Below are 18084 nucleotides of genomic sequence, written 5' to 3'. Positions count from 1 at the left end.
CATGTTCAAGCAGAGGGTAGTGTTCGTGCACGGTGCCGGCAGCTTCGGCTCCGCTGCCTGGCCGCGCCAGCACGGCATGGCACTGTCCTATGACGCACTGTTCCTGCGCCGCCATGGCTACGACCCCCTGGCGGAGCCTGTCCAGGCCTCTTTCGAAGAGGACACAGCCATTGTGCTGCGGTCCCTGGCTGACGACGGCAGGGGTGCTGCCGGAGGTCATGTCGTGGCACATTCGCAGGGAGCCATCGCGGCCATGATGGCCGCCGTGGAACGGCCCGACCTGGTCTTTTCCCTCACCTTGGTTGAGCCCGCCTGTCTGTCACTGACGGCCGAGCTGCCGGCCACGGCAGCGCACATCGGGCTGATGCAGCCCCTGTTCGACGTCCGGCAACAGATGAGCGACCAGGACTTCCAGCGCGAATTCGTCCGCAGGGTCTACGCCACGGACCTGCAGCAGCCGGCCACGGCGGAGGAAAAGCGATCCGCCAGGCGGCTCCGGCTTCAGGCCCCCTCCTGGGAAGCCCCGCTGCACATTGTCCCGGGCGTTCCCACCCTCGTCCTGACCGGAGGATGGGAGCCGCTCTACGAGGAGATCGCAGGTTACCTGCGGGAAACCGGGGCCCTGCACCGGACGGCGGCGGGAGGGCACCGGCCCCACGACTCCCTTGAAGGGGACCGCATCATCCGCTCATTTATCAGCGGCGTCAACCGGGTCCAGTCGGCGCAGGCCTCCTAGGCGTTCCGGTACCCCGCGGCGTTGTACGGGAGCCCATGGCCGCGGCCGGTAAGGGCTTCCGGACGGAAAGAGGCATGTGCATGGAAAAAACCATCCAGTTCACTGGAACCGTCCTGACTGGTCCCGACAGCCAGGAGCGCGGGCTGTGGTCCGTGGACGGAAGGCTCACGTTCCACCGGCCGCCAGGGAAGCCGGAACAAGTCCTGGACGGCTGGGTGCTTCCCGGATTCGTGGACGCCCACTGCCACATCGGGCTGGGACCCGACGGCGCGGTGGATCCGGCGACGGCCGCGGAACAGGCCAGAACCGACCTGAACGCAGGCACACTGCTGGTCCGGGACGCCGGCTCCCCGGCTGACACGCGCTTCCTTCAGGACAGCCACGACGCGCCGGTACTGATCCGCGCCGGCAGGCATGTTGCCCGGACCCGGAGGTACCTGCGGGGCTTCGCTGAAGAAGTGGAACCGGACGGCCTTGTTGAAGCCGTCCGGAAGCAGGCCCGTGACGGCGACGGCTGGGTCAAGCTTGTGGGGGACTGGATCGACCGGGAGGCCGGCGACCTCGCGCCGTCGTTTCCCGCCGCCGCCGTCAGGGACGCCGTTCAGGCGGTGCATGACGAAGGCGCCCGGATTACCGCCCATTGCTTCGCCGAAGACACCCTGGACCAGATGCTGGACGCAGGCATCGACTGCATCGAACACGCCACCGGCCTCCTGCCGCGCCACCTCCCGCGGTTCGTGGAGCAGGGCGTCCCCATCGTCCCCACCCTCATCAACATCGCCGCGTTTCCGGACATCGCGGCGCAGGCGGAACCCAAGTTTCCCCGGTACGCCGCACACATGCGGACATTGTGGGAGCGCCGGGCTGAGCGGGTGCTGGAAGCGTATGAGGCGGGAGTGCGACTCTACGCCGGCACCGATGCCGGCAGCGTTATCCGGCATGGCAGGATCGCCGAAGAAATCCTCGCCCTCCACCACGCGGGACTGCCCATATCCGCCGCCCTTGATGCCGCCTGCTGGGGAGCACGCAACTGGCTGGGCGCCGAGGCGCTGCAGGAGGGGGCCCGTGCCGACGTCGTGCTGTGCCGGGAGGACCCGCGGAGGGTACCCGAGACCATCAGCGCGCCCGCGCATGTGGTCCTGGGAGGCCGCGTGCTTCGCTGATCCAGGGTATTCGGCTTCACCACTTGGAATAAATTGAAGCTTCAAGTAATTTTAACAGTCAAAGGCCTGCGTACCCCAAGGGCCCAAGGACCGGGAGAATTTGATGACTACAGAAGCCGCTACCCAGGATCTTCTTCCTGCCGAACTCACCATGGGCACCGTAATGCTCAAAGTGGGGGACATGAAGGTGATGACCGATTACTACCAGCGCGCCCTGGGGCTTGAGGTGGTCGCGGAACAGGACGGCGGGCTGTACTTGGGCCGGCTGCAAAAGCCCCTGGTGCACCTGGCGCCCGGGCCGGGGCTGAACCTCCCGGGCAGGGGAGAGGCCGGCCTCTTCCACACCGCCCTGCTGTTCGAAAACCAGGCAGACCTCGCGGCCACCATCGCCACTGCCGCCCAATTCGAACCCCGCTCCTTCACGGGCAGCGCCGACCACCTAGTCAGCGAAGCCTTCTACTTCAACGACCCCGAGGGCAACGGCATAGAGCTTTACTGGGACCGGCCCCGGAGCAACTGGTCATGGAACGGCACGGACGTGGTCATGGACAGCCTGGCCCTGCCACCGCAGCGCTACCTGGAACAGCACCTCACCGAGGAATCCCTTGAGCGCCAGCACGGCTCCGCGGCGGGAGTGGGCCACGTCCACCTCCAGGTGGGCGACGTCCAGTCGGCGCGCGACTTCTATGTGGGAATCCTTGGGTTCGAGAAAACCGCCGGCTGGCACGGGCAGGCGTTGTTCGTCTCGGCCGGCCGCTACCATCACCACATGGCCATGAACGTCTGGAACAGCCGTGGTGCCGGCCCGCGCAAGGACACCCTCGGCCTCGGCGAGGTGCTCATCGAGGTGCCGTCCGGCGACGACGTCGGGGCGCTGGCTGACAGGCTGAAGGTCGCGGGCGTGCCGGCGCACCACACCGGCGCCGAACTGCGGTTCGAGGATCCCTGGCGCAACCGCATCCGGGTAGCGGTCCACTAACGCCGGCGTGCCCGCGCCCAGGTCGGCCGCCAGGCAGCGGCGGGCTGTGTAATAGGCTGAAGCTGAACGGCCGGGGCGGCGGATGCCGATCTCCCCAAGGCCGTACCGTCGACGGAATGAGGGCAATTCCCATGGGCTTCACCGAAATCTTTGTGGCCACGCACGATGGCGCGCTTAAGCGCGCCGCACTCCTGGACCAGGGCGGACAGGCGCCTGCCGCCGACGCCGTCAGGATCCAGGGAATCAGCGATTTCGAAGTGGAACAGCTCGGTGACTTGGCGGGCACTGCTGTGCACGCCGGCGGGGCTGATTACGAGCTGACCATGGTGGATGTGGCCAGCGACTCGCTCCTGGCGGTCCCCGCAGCCATGGTCCGTGCCCTGGCGGACCTGCTCTCCTATGAAACCGAGGGGGAGGGCAACATCCTCGACGACGTTGCCGAGCAGTGGGCCGCCCAGGACGACATGCCGTTTGGAGCAGACGAGGCACGCGGTTACGTTCAGCAGCTGGCAAAACTGGCCGGCGGAATCGACGATACGGAACGTACCGGCCTGTACGTCTGGTCCTCCTGACGCCCCCGAAGCATCCCGGGCAGCGGAAGGCGGGGCGCCAAGTCGAAATCCCGGCCTTCATCTGGCACAATAAACAGGTACTCGATCCGCGTGGCCCCTCTCTCCGCGTCCGGATCCTGTCCTTCGAACCCGCAAGTACGGCCCGCCCCACGGGTGCAGAACGCCGGGTTCAACCCCTTTCTGAAACAGGAGTGACCACAAAAGTGGCCGTAAAGATTCGCCTTAAGCGCTTTGGCAAAATGCGCGCACCGTACTACCGCATCGTCGTCGCGGACTCACGCACCAAGCGTGACGGCCGCGCCATCGAGGAGATCGGCAAGTACCACCCCACCGAAGAGCCCTCATACATCGAGGTCAACTCCGAGCGTGCCCAGTACTGGCTGTCCGTCGGCGCCCAGCCGTCCGAGCAGGTCGCCGCGATCCTCAAGATCACCGGTGACTGGCAGAAGTTCAAGGGCCTCCCGGGCCAGGAAGGCACCCTGAAGACCAAAGCTCCGAAGGACGCCTTCGTTGCTCCGGAAAAGGGTTCCGTGATCATCCCGGAAGCCATCACCAAGAAGGCATCCAAGTCTGACGCAGCCGAGGCACCGGCCGAGGCAGAGACCACCGAGGCTGAGTAAGTTGCTGGCAGAAGCGCTGGAACACCTGGTCCGGGGGATCGTCGATTCCCCGGATGACGTCAAGGTCAGCTCGAAGAGCAACCGCCGCGGGGACACCCTCGAGGTGCGGGTCCACCAGGACGACCTCGGCCGGGTGATCGGCCGTCAGGGCCGCACGGCACGCGCACTGCGCACCGTTGTGGCAGCCCTGGCCGGCGGCGAACCGGTAAGGGTCGACGTCGTCGACACCGACCGCCGCCGCTGAGCGCTCAGCACCACCAGTTTTGCTCCGGCCCCTCCACCAGCGGTGGAGGGGCCGGAGTGCTTTCCCCGGAACACCGCAACCACATTCAAGACAGAGGAACACATGCAGCTCCAGGTGGCACGAATCGGCAAACCCCACGGCATCCGCGGCGAAGTCACGGTCCAGGTACTGACCGACGCCCCTGAGGACCGGTTTGTGCCCGGTACTGAATTTGTGGTCGAACCGGTGTCCGCAGGCCCGCTCACCGTGAGCAGCGCCCGCTGGAACAAGGACATCCTCCTGCTGGGTTTCGACGAAATTGAAACCCGGAATGAAGCCGAAACGCTCCGCGGAGCCAAGCTCTTCATCGAAACCGAAGAGCTCGACGAGGACGATGACGAAGGCTGGTACGAGCACGAACTGGTCGGACTTGAGGCCCGCGTCGGCTCCCGCGTCGTAGGCAAGATAACGGCACTTAACACCATGCCTGTGCAGGACCTCCTGATGGTTACCACCCCGGATGGGGAAGAGCTTCTGATTCCGTTCGTCGAGCAGATCGTGCCCGAGGTCAACATCGAGGAAGGGTTCATCCTCCTCACTCCGCCCGACGGCCTCTTTGAAGTCAACTCGGACGATACCGCGGCGCCGGAAACTGAAGGCAAAGCGTAAATGCGGATCGACGTCGTCAGCATCTTTCCCGAGTACCTGGCGCCGCTGGAACTGTCGCTGATCGGCAAGGCGCGCCAGGACGGGCTGCTGGACCTCCGAGTCCACGATCTCCGCTCCTTCACCACGGACAGGCACCGGACGGTGGACGACACACCCTACGGTGGCGGCGCCGGAATGGTGATGAAGCCGGAACCCTGGGCGCAGGCACTGTCCTCCGTAGCCGCTGACCGTCCGGAAGCCGCCGGGAAGCCGGTCCTGATTGTTCCCTCGCCCGCCGGAGAGCGGTTTACGCAGGCCCTGGCCTACGAACTGGCCGGGGAGGAACACCTCACGTTTGCCTGCGGACGCTACGAGGGCATTGATGAGAGGGTCATCGAGTGGTCCCGGGAGCATTTCACCGTGCGCCCCGTCAGCCTGGGCGACTACGTCCTGAACGGCGGCGAGGTCGCCGTACTGGCCATGGTAGAGGCCATTGGCCGGCTCCTGCCGGGCGTCGTGGGCAACCCCGAGTCGCTGGTGGAGGAATCCCACTCGGACGGGCTGCTGGAATACCCGGTCTACACCAAGCCTTCCGTCTGGCGGGATCGTGTGGTGCCGGCCGTGCTCCTCAGCGGCAACCACGGGAAGATCGCCCAGTGGCGCCGCAGCGAGCAGTTCCGACGGACGGCGGAGCGCCGCCCGGACCTGCTCGAAACGTTCGACGCCGGGAAGCTGCCCCGCACGGACCGCGCCGCGCTGCAGGAACTGGGGTACGACGTCGTCGGCGGCCGGCTGGTGCGCCGCCCGGACGCGCCGGGTGAACACGCGGATTGATCGGGGACCGGCTCCGCCGGAAGGCTGCGTCAATTAGCCGTACCCGGCGGAGTGTGGCAAAATTGGTCCTTGTGTCTGCTGGGTCCGCACCTGCCACAGGGGGAGCGCAACCAACAGCTAAGACAACTGTCCTCTTCAATCAGTGCAAGGGGGCGGACCTACCTTTCGGCAGTAATTTCCGGCAGCGCTGCAAAGCGTCCGGGCTTGACTGCCGTGACCCAAAGTGAATGACCCGTGGCGTTCACCAGGAGTGCAAATCATGCATATTCTCGATTCCGTAGATGCAGCTTCGCTGCGCACCGATGTTCCCGAGTTCCGCGCGGGTGACACCCTCAAGGTCCACGTGAACATCATCGAAGGCAAGAACACCCGTGTCCAGGTATTCCAGGGCTTCGTCCTGGGCCGCCAGGGCAACGGCGTCCGCGAGACCTTCACGGTCCGCAAGGTTTCCTTCGGCGTCGGCGTGGAGCGTACCTTCCCGGTACACTCCCCGATCATCGAAAAGATCGAACTCGTCACCAAGGGTGACGTGCGCCGCGCCAAGCTTTACTACATGCGCGCACTGCGCGGTAAGGCTGCGAAGATCAAGGAAAAGCGCGACTTCAGCACCGCCAAGTAAGTCCTTCGCGGACCTACAAAGGCAGGGCCGCAGCCGTATCCGGCCAGCGCCGGAGCCATGCACCAGCGCCAGGATACGGACTTATGGACCACACAAAACGCCAGCCCGGGAAAACGGGCTGGCGTTTTGTGTTCCTTGCCCTTGTCCTGGCCGTCGCCATCAGCGGGCTGGTCCGCTCGCTGTGGCTTGATGTGTACTTCATACCGTCCGAGTCCATGGAACCTCTGCTTGAAGGCGGGGACCGCATCCTGGTGTCCAGGACCGACTTCCGGGCCGAACCGATCCGCCGGGGCGACATCGTGGTGTTCGACGGACGCGGAACCTTCGCCCCGCTCAACAGCGGCAAGGGTCCGCTGGTGGACACCATTGCGGCAGCGGCGCAATGGCTTGGCCTTACCGGCAGCGACACCACCTACGTAAAACGGGTGATCGGCCTGCCCGGGGACACGGTAGTCTGCTGCGGGCCCGACGGGAAGATCACGGTCAACGGCCAGCCGCTGACTGAGCCCTACCTTTTCCCGGGAGACGCTCCCAGCACGCAAAAATTCGCTGCCGAGGTGCCGGACGGGCGGCTGTGGCTGCTGGGCGACCACCGCTCGCTGTCCGCTGATTCCCGGAGCCTGCTCGGCGCTCCCGGCGGGGGAATGGTTCCGGTGGACCGGGTTGTCGGCAGACCGGTCCAGATCATCTGGCCGCTTGATAGATTTGCTGAAGTACCTCGGCCGCCAGCGGCAGGAACCATAACAGAGAACGGACAGTAGATGCCCGAGAACCACGCGCGGACACCCGAACCGCGTCCCGACGGAGCTTCCGAGTCCCGGGCCGGCGCCGCACCTGAGGCAGCCGCCGCGGATTCCGGAGTACCTGCCCCCGAGGCGGCGGGCAGCCGCGCCGCAGCCAGGGCCGGGGAGAAGGCCGGCGGAAGCCAGGTGCTCGCCTGGCTGAAGGAAATTGCCACCGTGGTGGTGATCGCCGTGGTGCTCTCCTTCCTGATTAAGACCTTCCTGTTCCGTGCGTTCTTCATCCCTTCCGAGTCCATGGTCAACACTCTGGACATCGATGACCGGATCTTCGTCAACCTCCTGGTGCCCGAACCGTTCTCGTTGAGCCGCGGGGACGTCGTGGTCTTCCGCGACACCAAGGGCTGGTTGCCGGCTGCGGAGGAAAGGGCTGAAGGACCGTTCACCTGGGTCCAGGACGGCCTGACCTTCGTGGGCCTGCTCCCGGACAACTCCGAACAGCATCTGGTCAAGAGGGTCATCGGGCTGCCGGGGGACCATGTGGTCTGCTGTGATGCCGGCGGTAAACTGACCATTAATGGGACTGCCATTGACGAAAGCTACGTCAATTCCGCTGAGGTTCCACAGATCCGCAACTTCGATGTGACTGTCCCCGAAGGCAAGGTGTGGGTAATGGGCGACAACCGCAACCACTCCGCCGATTCCAGGGCCCATATGGACTCCGATGGCGGGTTCATCGACATCGCCGACCTCGAAGGCAAGGCCGCGGTCATCGCCTGGCCGTTGAACCGCATCACTGCCCTCGACAACCACGAGGACGTATTCGAGAACGTACCGGCGGCGCCCTGACCATGCCCTCCGCAGTTCAGGCCGGCGCCGCCAAGGCAAGGACCGGTTCCACGAAGGCAGCCTCAAAAGCCCCTACCTTGAGGCACGAACGCACGTTCAAGGCCCAGGGAGCGCGGCTGGTTGCCGGCGTTGACGAAGTGGGACGCGGCGCCCTTGCAGGTCCGGTAAGTGTCGGAATCGCGGTGGTGGACCTGGAGCGCCAGAAGCCGCTCGCCGGTGTGAGGGACAGCAAGCTCCTTAGCCCCGCAGAACGGGAACGGCTGGACCCGCTGGTCCGGCGGTGGAGTGTCGCCTCGGCCGTGGGCCACGCGTCCGCGCAGGAAATCGATGACGTCGGCATCATCGCTGCCCTGCGGCTGGCCGGAACGCGGGCATGGCAGGAAATCCTGGCCGCGGGAGTCACCCCCGACCTGGTGCTTCTGGACGGAAGCCATAACTGGCTTTCACCCGCGGATCAACTGTCGCTGTTTGACGGGCCGGTTCTTGACGCCGGTTGCGACGCGCCTGTGCACACCAAGATCAAGGCCGACATGCAGTGCCAAAGCGTTGCCGCCGCCAGCGTCATCGCCAAGGTGGAGCGGGACAGGATGATGCGCAATCTTCACGCTGAGTACCCGGACTTCGGCTGGGACATCAACAAGGGCTACGCCACCGTCCTGCACCGGGATGTCCTTCGGGCGGCAGGGCCCACGCCCTACCACCGCGTAAGCTGGCGCCTGCTCGGCGGGGAGTTGCTGGACGGCGGGCTTGCCGGCGAAGACGAACCGGGGATCGAAGCCTGACTCCGTCCGGGCACGGCCACCAGCGGCACCGCCAATGGTGCAAGATGGAAACATGAGTGCTGAGGATCTTGAAAACTATGAAACCGACATGGAGCTGCAGCTCTACCGTGAATACCGCGACGTCGTCGGACTGTTCAGCTACGTTGTCGAGACCGAACGGCGCTTTTACCTGGCCAACCACGTGGACCTGCAGGCGCGCAGTGCCGACGGTGAGGTCTATTTCGACCTGACCCTGCAGGACGCCTGGGTATGGGATGTATACCGGTCCGCCCGTTTCGTCAAAAGCGTCCGGGTCCTCACGTTCAAGGACGTCAACGTGGAAGAACTGCCGCGCAATGAGGAACTGGCCCTGCCCAAGGACGTCGACCTGGGCCAGTAGTCCCGGACATGCCTCGGCCTTCCGTGCGCTTCCGGCACTTCCTTAACTGCTGACTTTTCCTGCACAGGGGCCTTAGTACACATAGGAAACAGGCTCCCTTACCTTTGCAACCCTGCAGCCTCAGGCTGGTTGCGGAGGTAGAAGATGAAATCAAAAGACCTGTTGGGCCGGCACGGCGAGGACCTCGCGGCCCGTTATCTTGAGTCGCTGGGCATGTTGGTGTTGGAGCGCAACTGGCGCTGCACCGAGGGCGAAATCGACATCGTGGCCCTCGACGGTGACGCCCTGGTTATTGCCGAAGTCAAAACGCGCCGTTCCCTCGACTACGGCCACCCTTTCGAAGCGGTGGGCCCGGAGAAGCTTGCACGACTTCACCGGCTCGGCTCCGCCTGGTGCCGGGACCGGGAGTTGCGGATGCCCCTGCGGCGCGTGGACGTGGTCGCAGTTGTGGACGGCGGCGCCGGTGAACCCCTCGTGGAGCACCTCAAGGGGGTGGGATAAATGGCCCTCGGAAGAACGTACTCCATCGCGCTGGTGGGCCTGAACGGGTACATCGTGGAAGTTGAGGCTGATATCGGCCAAACGCTGCCGGCATTTGTGCTCCTCGGCCTGCCGGACGCTTCCCTGAACGAGGCCAAGGAACGCATCCGGTCTGCCGCCAAAAACTCCGGTATTCCGCTCAGCCGCCGGAAAATTACCGCGAACCTGATTCCTGCCTCCCTTCCTAAACGAGGGTCCGGGTTCGACCTCGCGGTCACCATGGCCGTGCTCCGCGCCGCGAACGATATCAAGCCCACCGGCAATACCGTCTTTATCGCGGAGCTGGGACTTGATGGCAGGCTGCGCCCGGTCCGTGGAATCCTTCCGGCCGTTATGGCGTCTGTGCAGGCAGGGTATCCGGACGTCGTTGTAGCACAGGCAAATCTTGCGGAGGCCGCCCTGGTGCCCGGCGCCAACGTCAGGGGATACCGGACCCTTGCCCGGCTGGCACTGGATTCCGGTGCAGACCCGCAGGAACTCGCGCTGGACTTCGAACCGGAAGACCCTGAGCTTCCCTGCGACGGTCCGGAGGAAGCGGCGGTGCATCCGGACATGGCGGACGTCTCAGGCCAGGGTGATGCCCGGCAGGCCCTCGAAGTCGCGGCCGCCGGAGCCCACCACCTGCTCCTGACCGGACCTCCCGGTGCCGGCAAAACAATGCTGGCGGAGCGCCTCCCCGGACTCCTGCCGGACCTGGGGGACCACGAGGCCATGGAAGTCACTGCCATCCACTCACTGTGCGGCCTGCCGTCGTCAGCGGTCCAGCTGCTGCGGCGGCCTCCCTTCGAAAGCCCGCACCACTCGGCTACGGCCGCAGCCATCATAGGCGGCGGTTCGGGCCTCCCCAGGCCAGGCGCTGCCTCCCGCGCGCACCGGGGCGTCCTGTTTTTGGACGAGGCACCCGAGTACGAGCGCCGGGTGCTCGATGCCCTGCGCCAGCCCCTGGAAAGCGGTGAGCTGGTGATCCACCGATCCGCAGGAACAGCTGCCTACCCTGCCCGCTTCCAACTGGTCCTGGCAGCCAACCCCTGCCCCTGCGGCAAGGCCTCCGGCAAAGGGCTGGACTGCACCTGCACCCCCATGATGCGCAGGCGGTACCTGGCCCGGATGTCCGGGCCACTGCTAGACCGGGTGGATATCCAGCTGCAGGTAGAGCGGGTATCCCTGGCTGAGTTTGGTCAAGCGGGCGTGGAAGAGGATACCGCTTCCGTTGCCGCCCGCGTCCGAAATGCGCGCGGACGTCAGCTTGAACGGTTGATGCCCCTCGGACTGGAAACAAACTCGCAGGTGCCGGGGCGGGTGCTGCGCGGAGAACTGCGGCTCGCTCCGGCCGCCACCCGCATTCTCGACCATTCACTCGAGCGCGGTGTCCTCACCGCCCGTGGCTATGACCGTGTATTGCGCCTTGCCTGGACGCTGGCGGACCTTGGGCATCGGGAAAGGCCGGACACAAACGATATAGGGCAAGCTTTGGGCCTGCGGCAGGCAGCGGCGGTGGCCGCATGAATGGAACGGCAGTGGACACCGAGAGACTTTCCCGTGCGGCGCTTGCCCGGCTCATGGAGCCCCAGGACGCAGCAGGCCTGGCCCTCGTGCAGGTATGCGGGGCAGTGGACGCTCTCCGGATAGCCACCGGCCAGGTGGCAGCCGGGCCGGGGTTGGAACAGGAAGTCTCCGCGCTGCTCGCGGACAGTGGTTCCACTACCAGCTGGGCCGGGATGGCGGCAGCGATAAAACGCTGGCAGCCGCGGATCCCGGACCTCGCCCCGGAACGGGACCTCGCCACCGTGGCGCGGCTGGGCGGCAGGCTGATCATCCCCTCAGACGAGTTATGGCCGGTGCAGCTGGCCGACCTTGGAATTCAGGAACCGATCTGCCTGTGGTGGAGGGGACACGAGCAGCCTCTTCCCGCCGCAGACAAGTGCATCGCCCTGGTAGGGTCCCGCGACAGCACCAGCTACGGTGCGTCGGTGACGGGGGACATCGCCTACTCCCTCGCGCAGCGCGGCCTTACCGTGGTGTCCGGCGGAGCCTACGGCATTGACGCGCATGCCCACCGTGCCGCACTGGCGGGCGGTTCGAGCACCATGCCAACCATTGCCGTGATGGCCGGGGGCGTAGACCGCTTCTACCCGTCGGGCAACGAGGACCTCCTCCGCGCCGTCTGCAACCAGGGGGCGGTGATCGCGGAGGTTCCGCCGGGCTCGGCCCCCACCCGCTACCGCTTCCTTCAACGGAACAGACTCATCGCGGCTCTGTCCGCAGTGACCGTCGTGGTGGAGGCCCGATGGCGGTCCGGGGCGCTGAACACCGCACACCATGCCGAAACGCTCGGCCGCGCCGTCGGGGCTGTCCCCGGTTCTGTCCACAGTGCCAACTCCGCCGGCTGCCACCGGCTGCTGCGGGACGGGGGTGCCATCTGCGTTACTGACGCCGCAGAAATCGCTGAACTTGCAGCGCCCAGTGGAGGCGGGCTGCCAGAACCGCGCCGGGTTGCAGCGGAAGTCCAGGACGGGCTGACCCTGGAGGATCTGATCCTTCTGGATGCATTGCCGCTTCGCTCCACCACATCGGTAGAAAAACTATGCTCCGTCGCCGGCTTGAGCAACGAGTCCGTCCGCGCCGGGCTGGGCCGGCTCGGGCTGCTTGGGTTGGCTGTGTCCGAGAAAGGCGGCTGGAAGCGGGGCAAGGGGACAGCTTGAAAAGCTGGTCAAGGGCGGGACGCGACGCCGCGCAGGACGTACCGTGTCAGTCATCCGAACCGGACCAACAGCTGAGACAGTAGAAACGTGGAGAACCAGGAACTGCCGCCGGAGCTGAGTCAGGCATTGGATGCCTTCTCCAAATACCTGTCGGGGGAGCGGGCCATGTCCGCCCATACCCTGCGGGCGTACCTGGGGGACCTGCGCAGCCTCCTCGCCCATGCCGCCTCCGAAGGTGCCACCCGGCTGAAGGACTTTGAGCTCGGAACCCTCCGTCGCTGGCTCGGTGCGCAGAGCCAGATTGGTGTTGCCCGCTCCACTCTTGCCCGCCGGGCTGCCACCGCCCGTTCCTTTACGGCCTGGGCCCTCAGGGAAGAGCTCATCGACCTGGACCCCGCTTTGCGCCTCAAGGCCCCCAAACGGGAACAGAGCCTGCCCGGTGTCCTGCAGTCACAGCAACTGGTGCGGCTGCTCACCAGCCTCGAGGAGGCCGCTGCCGGCGGCGAGCCGATGCCGGTCCGGAACCGGGCCATCGTCGAACTGCTCTATGCCACAGGCATCCGGGTCGGCGAGCTCGCAGGACTGGACATCGATGACCTCGACCCCGACCGCCGTACCCTCCGTGTTATCGGCAAAGGCAACAAGGAACGCACCGTTCCTTACGGGGTTCCGGCGGCACTGGCCCTGGACGACTGGCTGCGGCGCGGCCGGCCGCTGCTTGCCAGGGACAACAGCGGCCCAGCCCTCTTCCTTGGCTCCAGGGGCGGCCGGGTGGACCAGCGGCAGGTCCGGGAGCTGGTCAACAAGCTCCTGGAGGCGCTGGGAGACACGTCGGCGTCGGGCCCGCACGCCCTTCGCCACTCGGCCGCCACCCACTTACTGGACGGGGGCGCTGACCTCCGGGCCGTGCAGGAAATCCTGGGCCACAGCAGCCTCGCGACCACCCAGATTTACACCCATGTCTCGGTGGACCGGCTGCGGAAAAGCTACCAGCAGGCTCATCCCAGGGCCTGAATCCAAACCCTGCGGGCTTATACCGCCGGTGCGAATCGCACTGGCGTAATTACGCGGCGTACGGCACAATAAGAGTCACGTCCGGCAACTTTCAAGTCCCGCTTGAGGCTCCTTTGCTTCGTGCGGACCAGCAAGTCCGGACACTGTTATTGCTGAACAAGTGAATACCGGCTGGGAGCAGTCCCCGCAGAGCAGGGCACAGCAGTTCCATCCAGGCAGAGGTCGTTGGGGAAGACGTACCTAGAGCTATGGAGGATGGAATGTCTGTTGCAATGACCCGCGGTGTGCTGTTTGTTCACTCAGCCCCTACTGCTTTGTGCCCCCACGTGGAGTGGGCCATCGGCTCCGTCGTGGATAAGCGGACGGATCTTGAGTGGACCCCTCAGCCTGCTGCGCCCGGCATGTTCCGGGCTGAGCTGTCCTGGACCGGCGCTCCCGGTACAGGGGCCCAGCTGGCCTCATCCCTGCGGGGATGGGCGCACCTCCGCTATGAGGTCACGGAGGAACCGAGCCAGGGCGTTGACGGCGGCCGATGGTCACACACGCCCGAGCTCGGGATTTTCCATGCCGTCACCGACGTCCACGGCAACATCATGGTCTCAGAAGACAGAATCCGTTATGCCTACGAGTCGGGCGCAGGCGATCCCGCCGCGGTGTACCACGAGCTGTCCCTGGCACTTGGCGAGGCCTGGGATGAGGAGCTGGAACCCTTCCGCCATGCTGCCGAGGGCGCCCCTGTCCGCTGGCTCCACCAGGTGGGCTGACGGCCAGGCCGCCGGCCGCCGTCGTCTATCCCCAACGCAGGCAACAGCAGCAGCAGTAGAACCAGGAAGCAGTCTCCATAGCAAACAGGAGGCCCCGCCAGCTGGCGGGGCCTCCTGTTGTGTACCGGGGTGAACCCGGGCCGGAGACTAAACGCTGCGCACCGCAACTACGGCGTTGTGTCCGCCGAAGCCGAAGGAGTTGCTCAGGGCCACGATGTTGCCGGCAGGCAAGTCACGTGCGGAGGTGACCACATCGAGCGGAATCTCCGGGTCCTGGTTTTCAAGGTTGATGGTGACGGGCGCCTTCCGGTCGTAGACCGCGAGCACGGTGAGCACGGCCTCAACGGCACCGGAGGCACCAAGAAGGTGGCCCATCTGTGATTTGGTAGCGGATACGGCTACGTTGTCGAGCTGGTTGCCCAGGGCGGCCCGAAGGGCGGTGTACTCGGGCTTGTCACCGACGGGGGTGGAGGTGGCGTGGGCGTTCACATGGACCACGTCCTCCGCCTGAATGCGGCCGTCGAACATGGCTGCCTTGAGGGCACGGGTTGCACCGAGGCCCTCAGGGTCCGGAGCAGTGATGTGGTAGGCGTCAGCCGTAACGGAGGTGCCGGCGAGCTCGCCGTAGATCCGGGCTCCGCGGGCCAGGGCATGTTCCTCGGCTTCGAGGACCAGGGCGCCTGCGCCTTCGCCCATCACGAAGCCGTCACGGCCCAGGTCGTACGGACGGGACGCAGCCTGCGGGTCGTCGTTGCGGCGGGACAGGGCCTGCATGGAAGCAAACGCCGCCAGGGGCATCGGGTGGATGGCTGCTTCGGCGCCGCCGCACATCACCACGTCTGCCTTGCCCGAACGGATCAGGTCCAGGCCCAGGTGCATGGCTTCGGTGCCGGAGGCGCAGGCGGATACCGGGGTGTGCGCGCCGGCGCGGGCACCGAGGTCAAGGCTGACGGCCGCGGCAACACCGTTGGGCATCAGCATGGGAACGGTCATGGGGAGGACGCGGCGGGGGCCTTTTTCCTTCAATGTGTCCCAGGCATCGAGCAGGGTCCAGACCCCGCCGATGCCGGTGGCGAAGGCGACCGCCAGCCGGTCTTTGTCGAACTCGGTGATGCCGGAGTCTGCCCAGGCCTCACGGGCGGCAATGACGCCGAACTGGGTGGAGGGGTCCATCCGCTTGGCTTCGACCCTGCTCAGGACGTCGACGGCGGGCGTGCTGCAGCGGGCTGCGAAGTGGACGGGAAGTTCGTACTTGGCTACCCAGTCGTCCTCCAGGGTGCGGGCACCGGAGACCCCCTTGAGCGCGTTGTTCCACATCGTGGGTACATCGCCGCCGATGGGTGTGGTGGCACCCAGACCGGTGATGACTACTTTGCGTGTCATGGGATCACTCTTTCGTCGGTGGGGATTCCTGCCCGGGTTTTCCCGAGGGTCCCGCATGGTGGTGGTCGGCACTGTCCCGCGTGGAGCGGGGTGCCGGAAAAGTGCTGCGGGCTGCCGGTCCGGCTGTCCGGACCGGCAGCCCGCGAGGCCGATAAACGGCGGAAGCTGTGACTAGGCCTGTGCTCCGGCGATGAAGCTGACGGCGTCCCCGACGGTCTTGAGGTTCTTGACCTCTTCGTCCGGGATGCGCACGCCAAACTTCTCCTCAGCGTTGACCACGATGGTCATCATGGAGATGGAGTCAATGTCCAGGTCCTCGGTGAAGGACTTGTCCAGCTCTACGGCCTCCGGGGCAAGTCCGGTTTCCTCGTTGACGATTTCAGCCAAGCCGGCCAGGATCTCTTCGTTGCTAGCCATGTGATGGCTCCTTTTCTTGTTATTGCCGGCAGGGGCTGCCGGAAACGGTCCAGGACGCGGTTGCGGCCTGTGGGGGCGTTGCTAGGGAAGGACAACTACCTGCGCGCCGAAAACGAGCCCGGCGCCGAAGCCGATCTGGAGGGCCAGCCCGCCGCTCAGTTCCGGCTTCTCCACGAGGAGGCGGTGCGTGGCCAGTGGAATGGACGCCGCAGAAGTGTTTCCTGCATCGGCAATGTCCCGTGCCACGGTAACGGTCTCGGGCAGCTTCAGTTTCTTCACCATTTCATCAATGATGCGCATGTTGGCCTGGTGCGGAATGAAAGCCACGAGGTCTTCCGCTTCCACGCCGGCTGCGTCCAGGGCCTGCTGGGCCACCTTGGCCATTTCCCAGACTGCCCAGCGGAAGACCGTCTGGCCGTCCTGCCGCAGCGTGGGGTAAAGCTCCTGGGCTTCCTCAAGCAGTGCAAGGTCTCCGGTGGAGTCGGACTGCCGGGCGGCCATGCCGAGGTCGCGGACATCGAGCATGGAGCGGGTCATGCCGATGGCTTCCCACTTGCTGCCGTCCGAGCCCCAGACCGAGGGCGAGATACCGGGAGTTTCCGAGGGGCCGATGACGACGGCGCCGGCCCCGTCCCCGAGCAGGAAGGAGATGGTGCGTTCCCGGTTATCGATGACGTCGGACAGCTTCTCCGCGCCCACCACCAGGACGTACTTCGCGGTGCCGGAGCGGACCAGAGCATCGCCCTGGGCGATGCCGTAGCAGTAGCCGGCGCAGGCCGCGGAGATGTCGAAGGCGGGCGCCGGGGTGGCGCCAAGGCGGTCCGCGAGGCTGGCCGCGGCGGACGGCGTGGCGTAGGGGTGCGTGACCGTGGAAACGATGACAGCGCCGAGGTCCGAGGCTTCAATTCCGGCCTTTTCCATGGCCTCGCGGGCAGCGCCCTCGGCCATGTCGATGACGCTGACATCAGCGGAGGCACGGTGCCTGGTTACGATGCCGGTCCGCTGGCGGATCCACTCATCGGAGGAATCGATCCACTGGCAGACATCTTCGTTGGTGACGATGACATCCGGCCGGTATGCACCGAGGCCGAGGATGCGGGTGTGTTCCTGAAGGGGAGCCTGTTTCAGTGTGGGGACGCTCATGCGTTGCCCTCCAGTTCTGCGAAGAGCGCCAGGGCGGCGGAAAGATCATCGGGGGTCTTGACCGCAACGGTCTTGACACCAGGCATGCCGCGCTTGGCAAGCCCGGCCAGGGTTCCGGCAGGAGCAAGCTCAATGACGCCGGTGACACCGCGCCGCACCAGGCTTTCCATGCACAGGTCCCAGCGGACGGGACGCGATACCTGGGCGATCAAGCTGTCAACTGCGGCCTGACCGTCGGTGACTTCCCCGCCGTCGTAATTGGACAGCAGGGGCACCTTGGGTGCCTGCGGCTTCAGCGCCGGCGCCAGTTCCGTGAGGGCGCTGACGGCAGGGGACATGTGGCTGGTGTGGAACGCGCCGGCCACCTTGAGCGGGATGACGCGGGCTTTGGCCGGCGGGTTGTCAGCGAGGGCCTTGAGCTGGTCGAAGGTGCCTGCGGCCACAGTCTGGCCGGCGCCGTTTACGTTCGCGGGGGTCGCGCCGGCGGCTTCGATGGCTGTCAGCACCTCGGCGGGGTCCCCGCCCACCACGGCACTCATGCCGGTGGGAGTGACTGCCGCGGCGGCGGCCATGCTGTTGGCGCGCTTCCGGACGAAGGTCATGGCTTCCTGTTCCGTCAGGACGCCCGCAAGGGCCGAAGCGGTGATCTCACCAACGGAATGGCCTGCGAGGATGACCGGCAGGGAGCCGAGTTCGACGTCGAAGAGGGACGCTGCGGCCACCAGCCCGGCGGCAACAATCAGGGGCTGCGCCACGGCAGTGTCCTTGATCGTTTCCTCGTCCGAGGTGGTGCCGTGGGCAATCAGGTCGATGCCTGCGATGTCGCTCAGGGTGGCCAGGTGGCCTGCCACCGGGGGCAGTTCCAGCCAGGGGGCCAGAAAACCCGGGGTTTGCGAGCCCTGTCCAGGGCAGACTATTGCAAGCACGTATCCAGCTTTCCAAATTACTGTGTGATTCAGCGGTGTTTGTCCGCACCA

Annotated in this window: 22 protein-coding genes; 18 read left to right on the top strand and 4 right to left on the bottom strand. The window is 65.8% G+C overall.

Annotated elements, in window-relative coordinates:
• The first annotated feature begins 1 nt into the window (after window position 1).
• The 18 genes from AC5RTE_RS03305 to AC5RTE_RS03220 all read left to right on the top strand — a co-directional run bounded on the left by AC5RTE_RS03305 (window position 2) and on the right by AC5RTE_RS03220 (window position 14164).
• Window positions 2–736 (top strand): alpha/beta hydrolase, encoded by a 735-nt coding sequence (locus AC5RTE_RS03305; protein ID WP_494039957.1) that lies wholly within the window; start codon window positions 2–4, stop codon window positions 734–736.
• Between the two features lie 80 nt (window positions 737–816).
• Window positions 817–1899: an amidohydrolase family protein gene (locus AC5RTE_RS03300; RefSeq protein ID WP_494039956.1), complete on the top strand. Its 1083-nt coding sequence runs from the start codon at window positions 817–819 to the stop codon at window positions 1897–1899.
• A 103-nt stretch (window positions 1900–2002) separates the two neighbouring features.
• Entirely contained in the window at window positions 2003–2878 is an 876-nt protein-coding gene (locus AC5RTE_RS03295; protein ID WP_494039955.1) for a VOC family protein, read from the top strand.
• 131 nt (window positions 2879–3009) lie between these two features.
• Entirely contained in the window at window positions 3010–3450 is a 441-nt protein-coding gene (locus AC5RTE_RS03290) for a hypothetical protein (protein WP_494040147.1), read from the top strand.
• Between the two features lie 203 nt (window positions 3451–3653).
• Window positions 3654–4070 (top strand): 30S ribosomal protein S16, encoded by a 417-nt coding sequence (rpsP, locus tag AC5RTE_RS03285; RefSeq protein ID WP_494039954.1) that lies wholly within the window; start codon window positions 3654–3656, stop codon window positions 4068–4070.
• Between the two features lies 1 nt (window position 4071).
• Window positions 4072–4314 (top strand): RNA-binding protein, encoded by a 243-nt coding sequence (locus tag AC5RTE_RS03280; protein WP_013601399.1) that lies wholly within the window; start codon window positions 4072–4074, stop codon window positions 4312–4314.
• A 102-nt stretch (window positions 4315–4416) separates the two neighbouring features.
• The gene (gene rimM / locus AC5RTE_RS03275) at window positions 4417–4962 is read left to right on the top strand and encodes a ribosome maturation factor RimM (protein WP_494039953.1); all 546 of its coding nucleotides are present in this window, start codon (window positions 4417–4419) and stop codon (window positions 4960–4962) included.
• Window positions 4963–5775 carry a tRNA (guanosine(37)-N1)-methyltransferase TrmD gene (gene trmD / locus AC5RTE_RS03270; protein ID WP_494039952.1) on the top strand — a complete coding sequence of 271 codons (813 nt, stop codon included), beginning with the start codon at window positions 4963–4965 and terminating at the stop codon, window positions 5773–5775.
• A gap of 259 nt (window positions 5776–6034) precedes the next feature.
• Window positions 6035–6394 carry a 50S ribosomal protein L19 gene (gene rplS / locus AC5RTE_RS03265; RefSeq protein ID WP_494039951.1) on the top strand — a complete coding sequence of 120 codons (360 nt, stop codon included), beginning with the start codon at window positions 6035–6037 and terminating at the stop codon, window positions 6392–6394.
• A gap of 83 nt (window positions 6395–6477) precedes the next feature.
• A complete protein-coding gene (lepB, locus tag AC5RTE_RS03260) occupies window positions 6478–7155 on the top strand; it encodes a signal peptidase I (protein WP_494039950.1) in 678 nt (225 codons plus the stop codon).
• On the top strand, window positions 7156–7983 hold the full coding sequence (gene lepB / locus AC5RTE_RS03255; protein ID WP_494039949.1) for a signal peptidase I: 828 nt from the start codon (window positions 7156–7158) through the stop codon (window positions 7981–7983).
• A gap of 2 nt (window positions 7984–7985) precedes the next feature.
• Window positions 7986–8765 (top strand): ribonuclease HII, encoded by a 780-nt coding sequence (rnhB, locus tag AC5RTE_RS03250; protein WP_494039948.1) that lies wholly within the window; start codon window positions 7986–7988, stop codon window positions 8763–8765.
• Between the two features lie 52 nt (window positions 8766–8817).
• Window positions 8818–9144 carry a DUF2469 domain-containing protein gene (locus tag AC5RTE_RS03245; protein ID WP_013601392.1) on the top strand — a complete coding sequence of 109 codons (327 nt, stop codon included), beginning with the start codon at window positions 8818–8820 and terminating at the stop codon, window positions 9142–9144.
• A 144-nt stretch (window positions 9145–9288) separates the two neighbouring features.
• A complete protein-coding gene (locus AC5RTE_RS03240) occupies window positions 9289–9645 on the top strand; it encodes a YraN family protein (RefSeq protein WP_494039947.1) in 357 nt (118 codons plus the stop codon).
• Entirely contained in the window at window positions 9646–11190 is a 1545-nt protein-coding gene (locus AC5RTE_RS03235; RefSeq protein ID WP_494039946.1) for a YifB family Mg chelatase-like AAA ATPase, read from the top strand.
• Window positions 11187–12386, top strand: coding sequence for a DNA-processing protein DprA (dprA, locus tag AC5RTE_RS03230; RefSeq protein WP_494039945.1), 1200 nt, complete (start codon window positions 11187–11189; stop codon window positions 12384–12386). The genes AC5RTE_RS03235 and dprA overlap by 4 nt, the downstream gene beginning before the upstream one ends.
• Before the next feature lie 87 nt (window positions 12387–12473).
• Entirely contained in the window at window positions 12474–13400 is a 927-nt protein-coding gene (locus tag AC5RTE_RS03225) for a tyrosine recombinase XerC (protein WP_494039944.1), read from the top strand.
• A 260-nt stretch (window positions 13401–13660) separates the two neighbouring features.
• Window positions 13661–14164 (top strand): DUF3145 domain-containing protein, encoded by a 504-nt coding sequence (locus AC5RTE_RS03220; protein ID WP_104042113.1) that lies wholly within the window; start codon window positions 13661–13663, stop codon window positions 14162–14164.
• Between the two features lie 147 nt (window positions 14165–14311).
• Here AC5RTE_RS03220 and AC5RTE_RS03215 read toward each other — a convergent pair whose 3' ends face one another.
• From AC5RTE_RS03215 to AC5RTE_RS03200, 4 genes are all read right to left on the bottom strand, one after another.
• Complete coding sequence (locus AC5RTE_RS03215) at window positions 14312–15547, bottom strand: beta-ketoacyl-[acyl-carrier-protein] synthase family protein (RefSeq protein WP_494039943.1); 1236 nt, start codon at window positions 15545–15547, stop codon at window positions 14312–14314.
• A 171-nt stretch (window positions 15548–15718) separates the two neighbouring features.
• Entirely contained in the window at window positions 15719–15964 is a 246-nt protein-coding gene (locus AC5RTE_RS03210) for an acyl carrier protein (RefSeq protein WP_009359314.1), read from the bottom strand.
• 81 nt (window positions 15965–16045) lie between these two features.
• Window positions 16046–17107 (bottom strand): beta-ketoacyl-ACP synthase III, encoded by a 1062-nt coding sequence (locus AC5RTE_RS03205; protein ID WP_494039942.1) that lies wholly within the window; start codon window positions 17105–17107, stop codon window positions 16046–16048.
• Window positions 17104–18033 carry an ACP S-malonyltransferase gene (locus AC5RTE_RS03200; RefSeq protein WP_494039941.1) on the bottom strand — a complete coding sequence of 310 codons (930 nt, stop codon included), beginning with the start codon at window positions 18031–18033 and terminating at the stop codon, window positions 17104–17106. Before AC5RTE_RS03200 ends, AC5RTE_RS03205 begins: the two co-directional genes overlap by 4 nt.
• Between the last annotated feature and the right edge of the window lie 51 nt (window positions 18034–18084).

This window comes from Arthrobacter sp. K41 (assembly GCF_059089645.1).
This window is presented reverse-complemented; position numbering and strand designations above follow the sequence as displayed.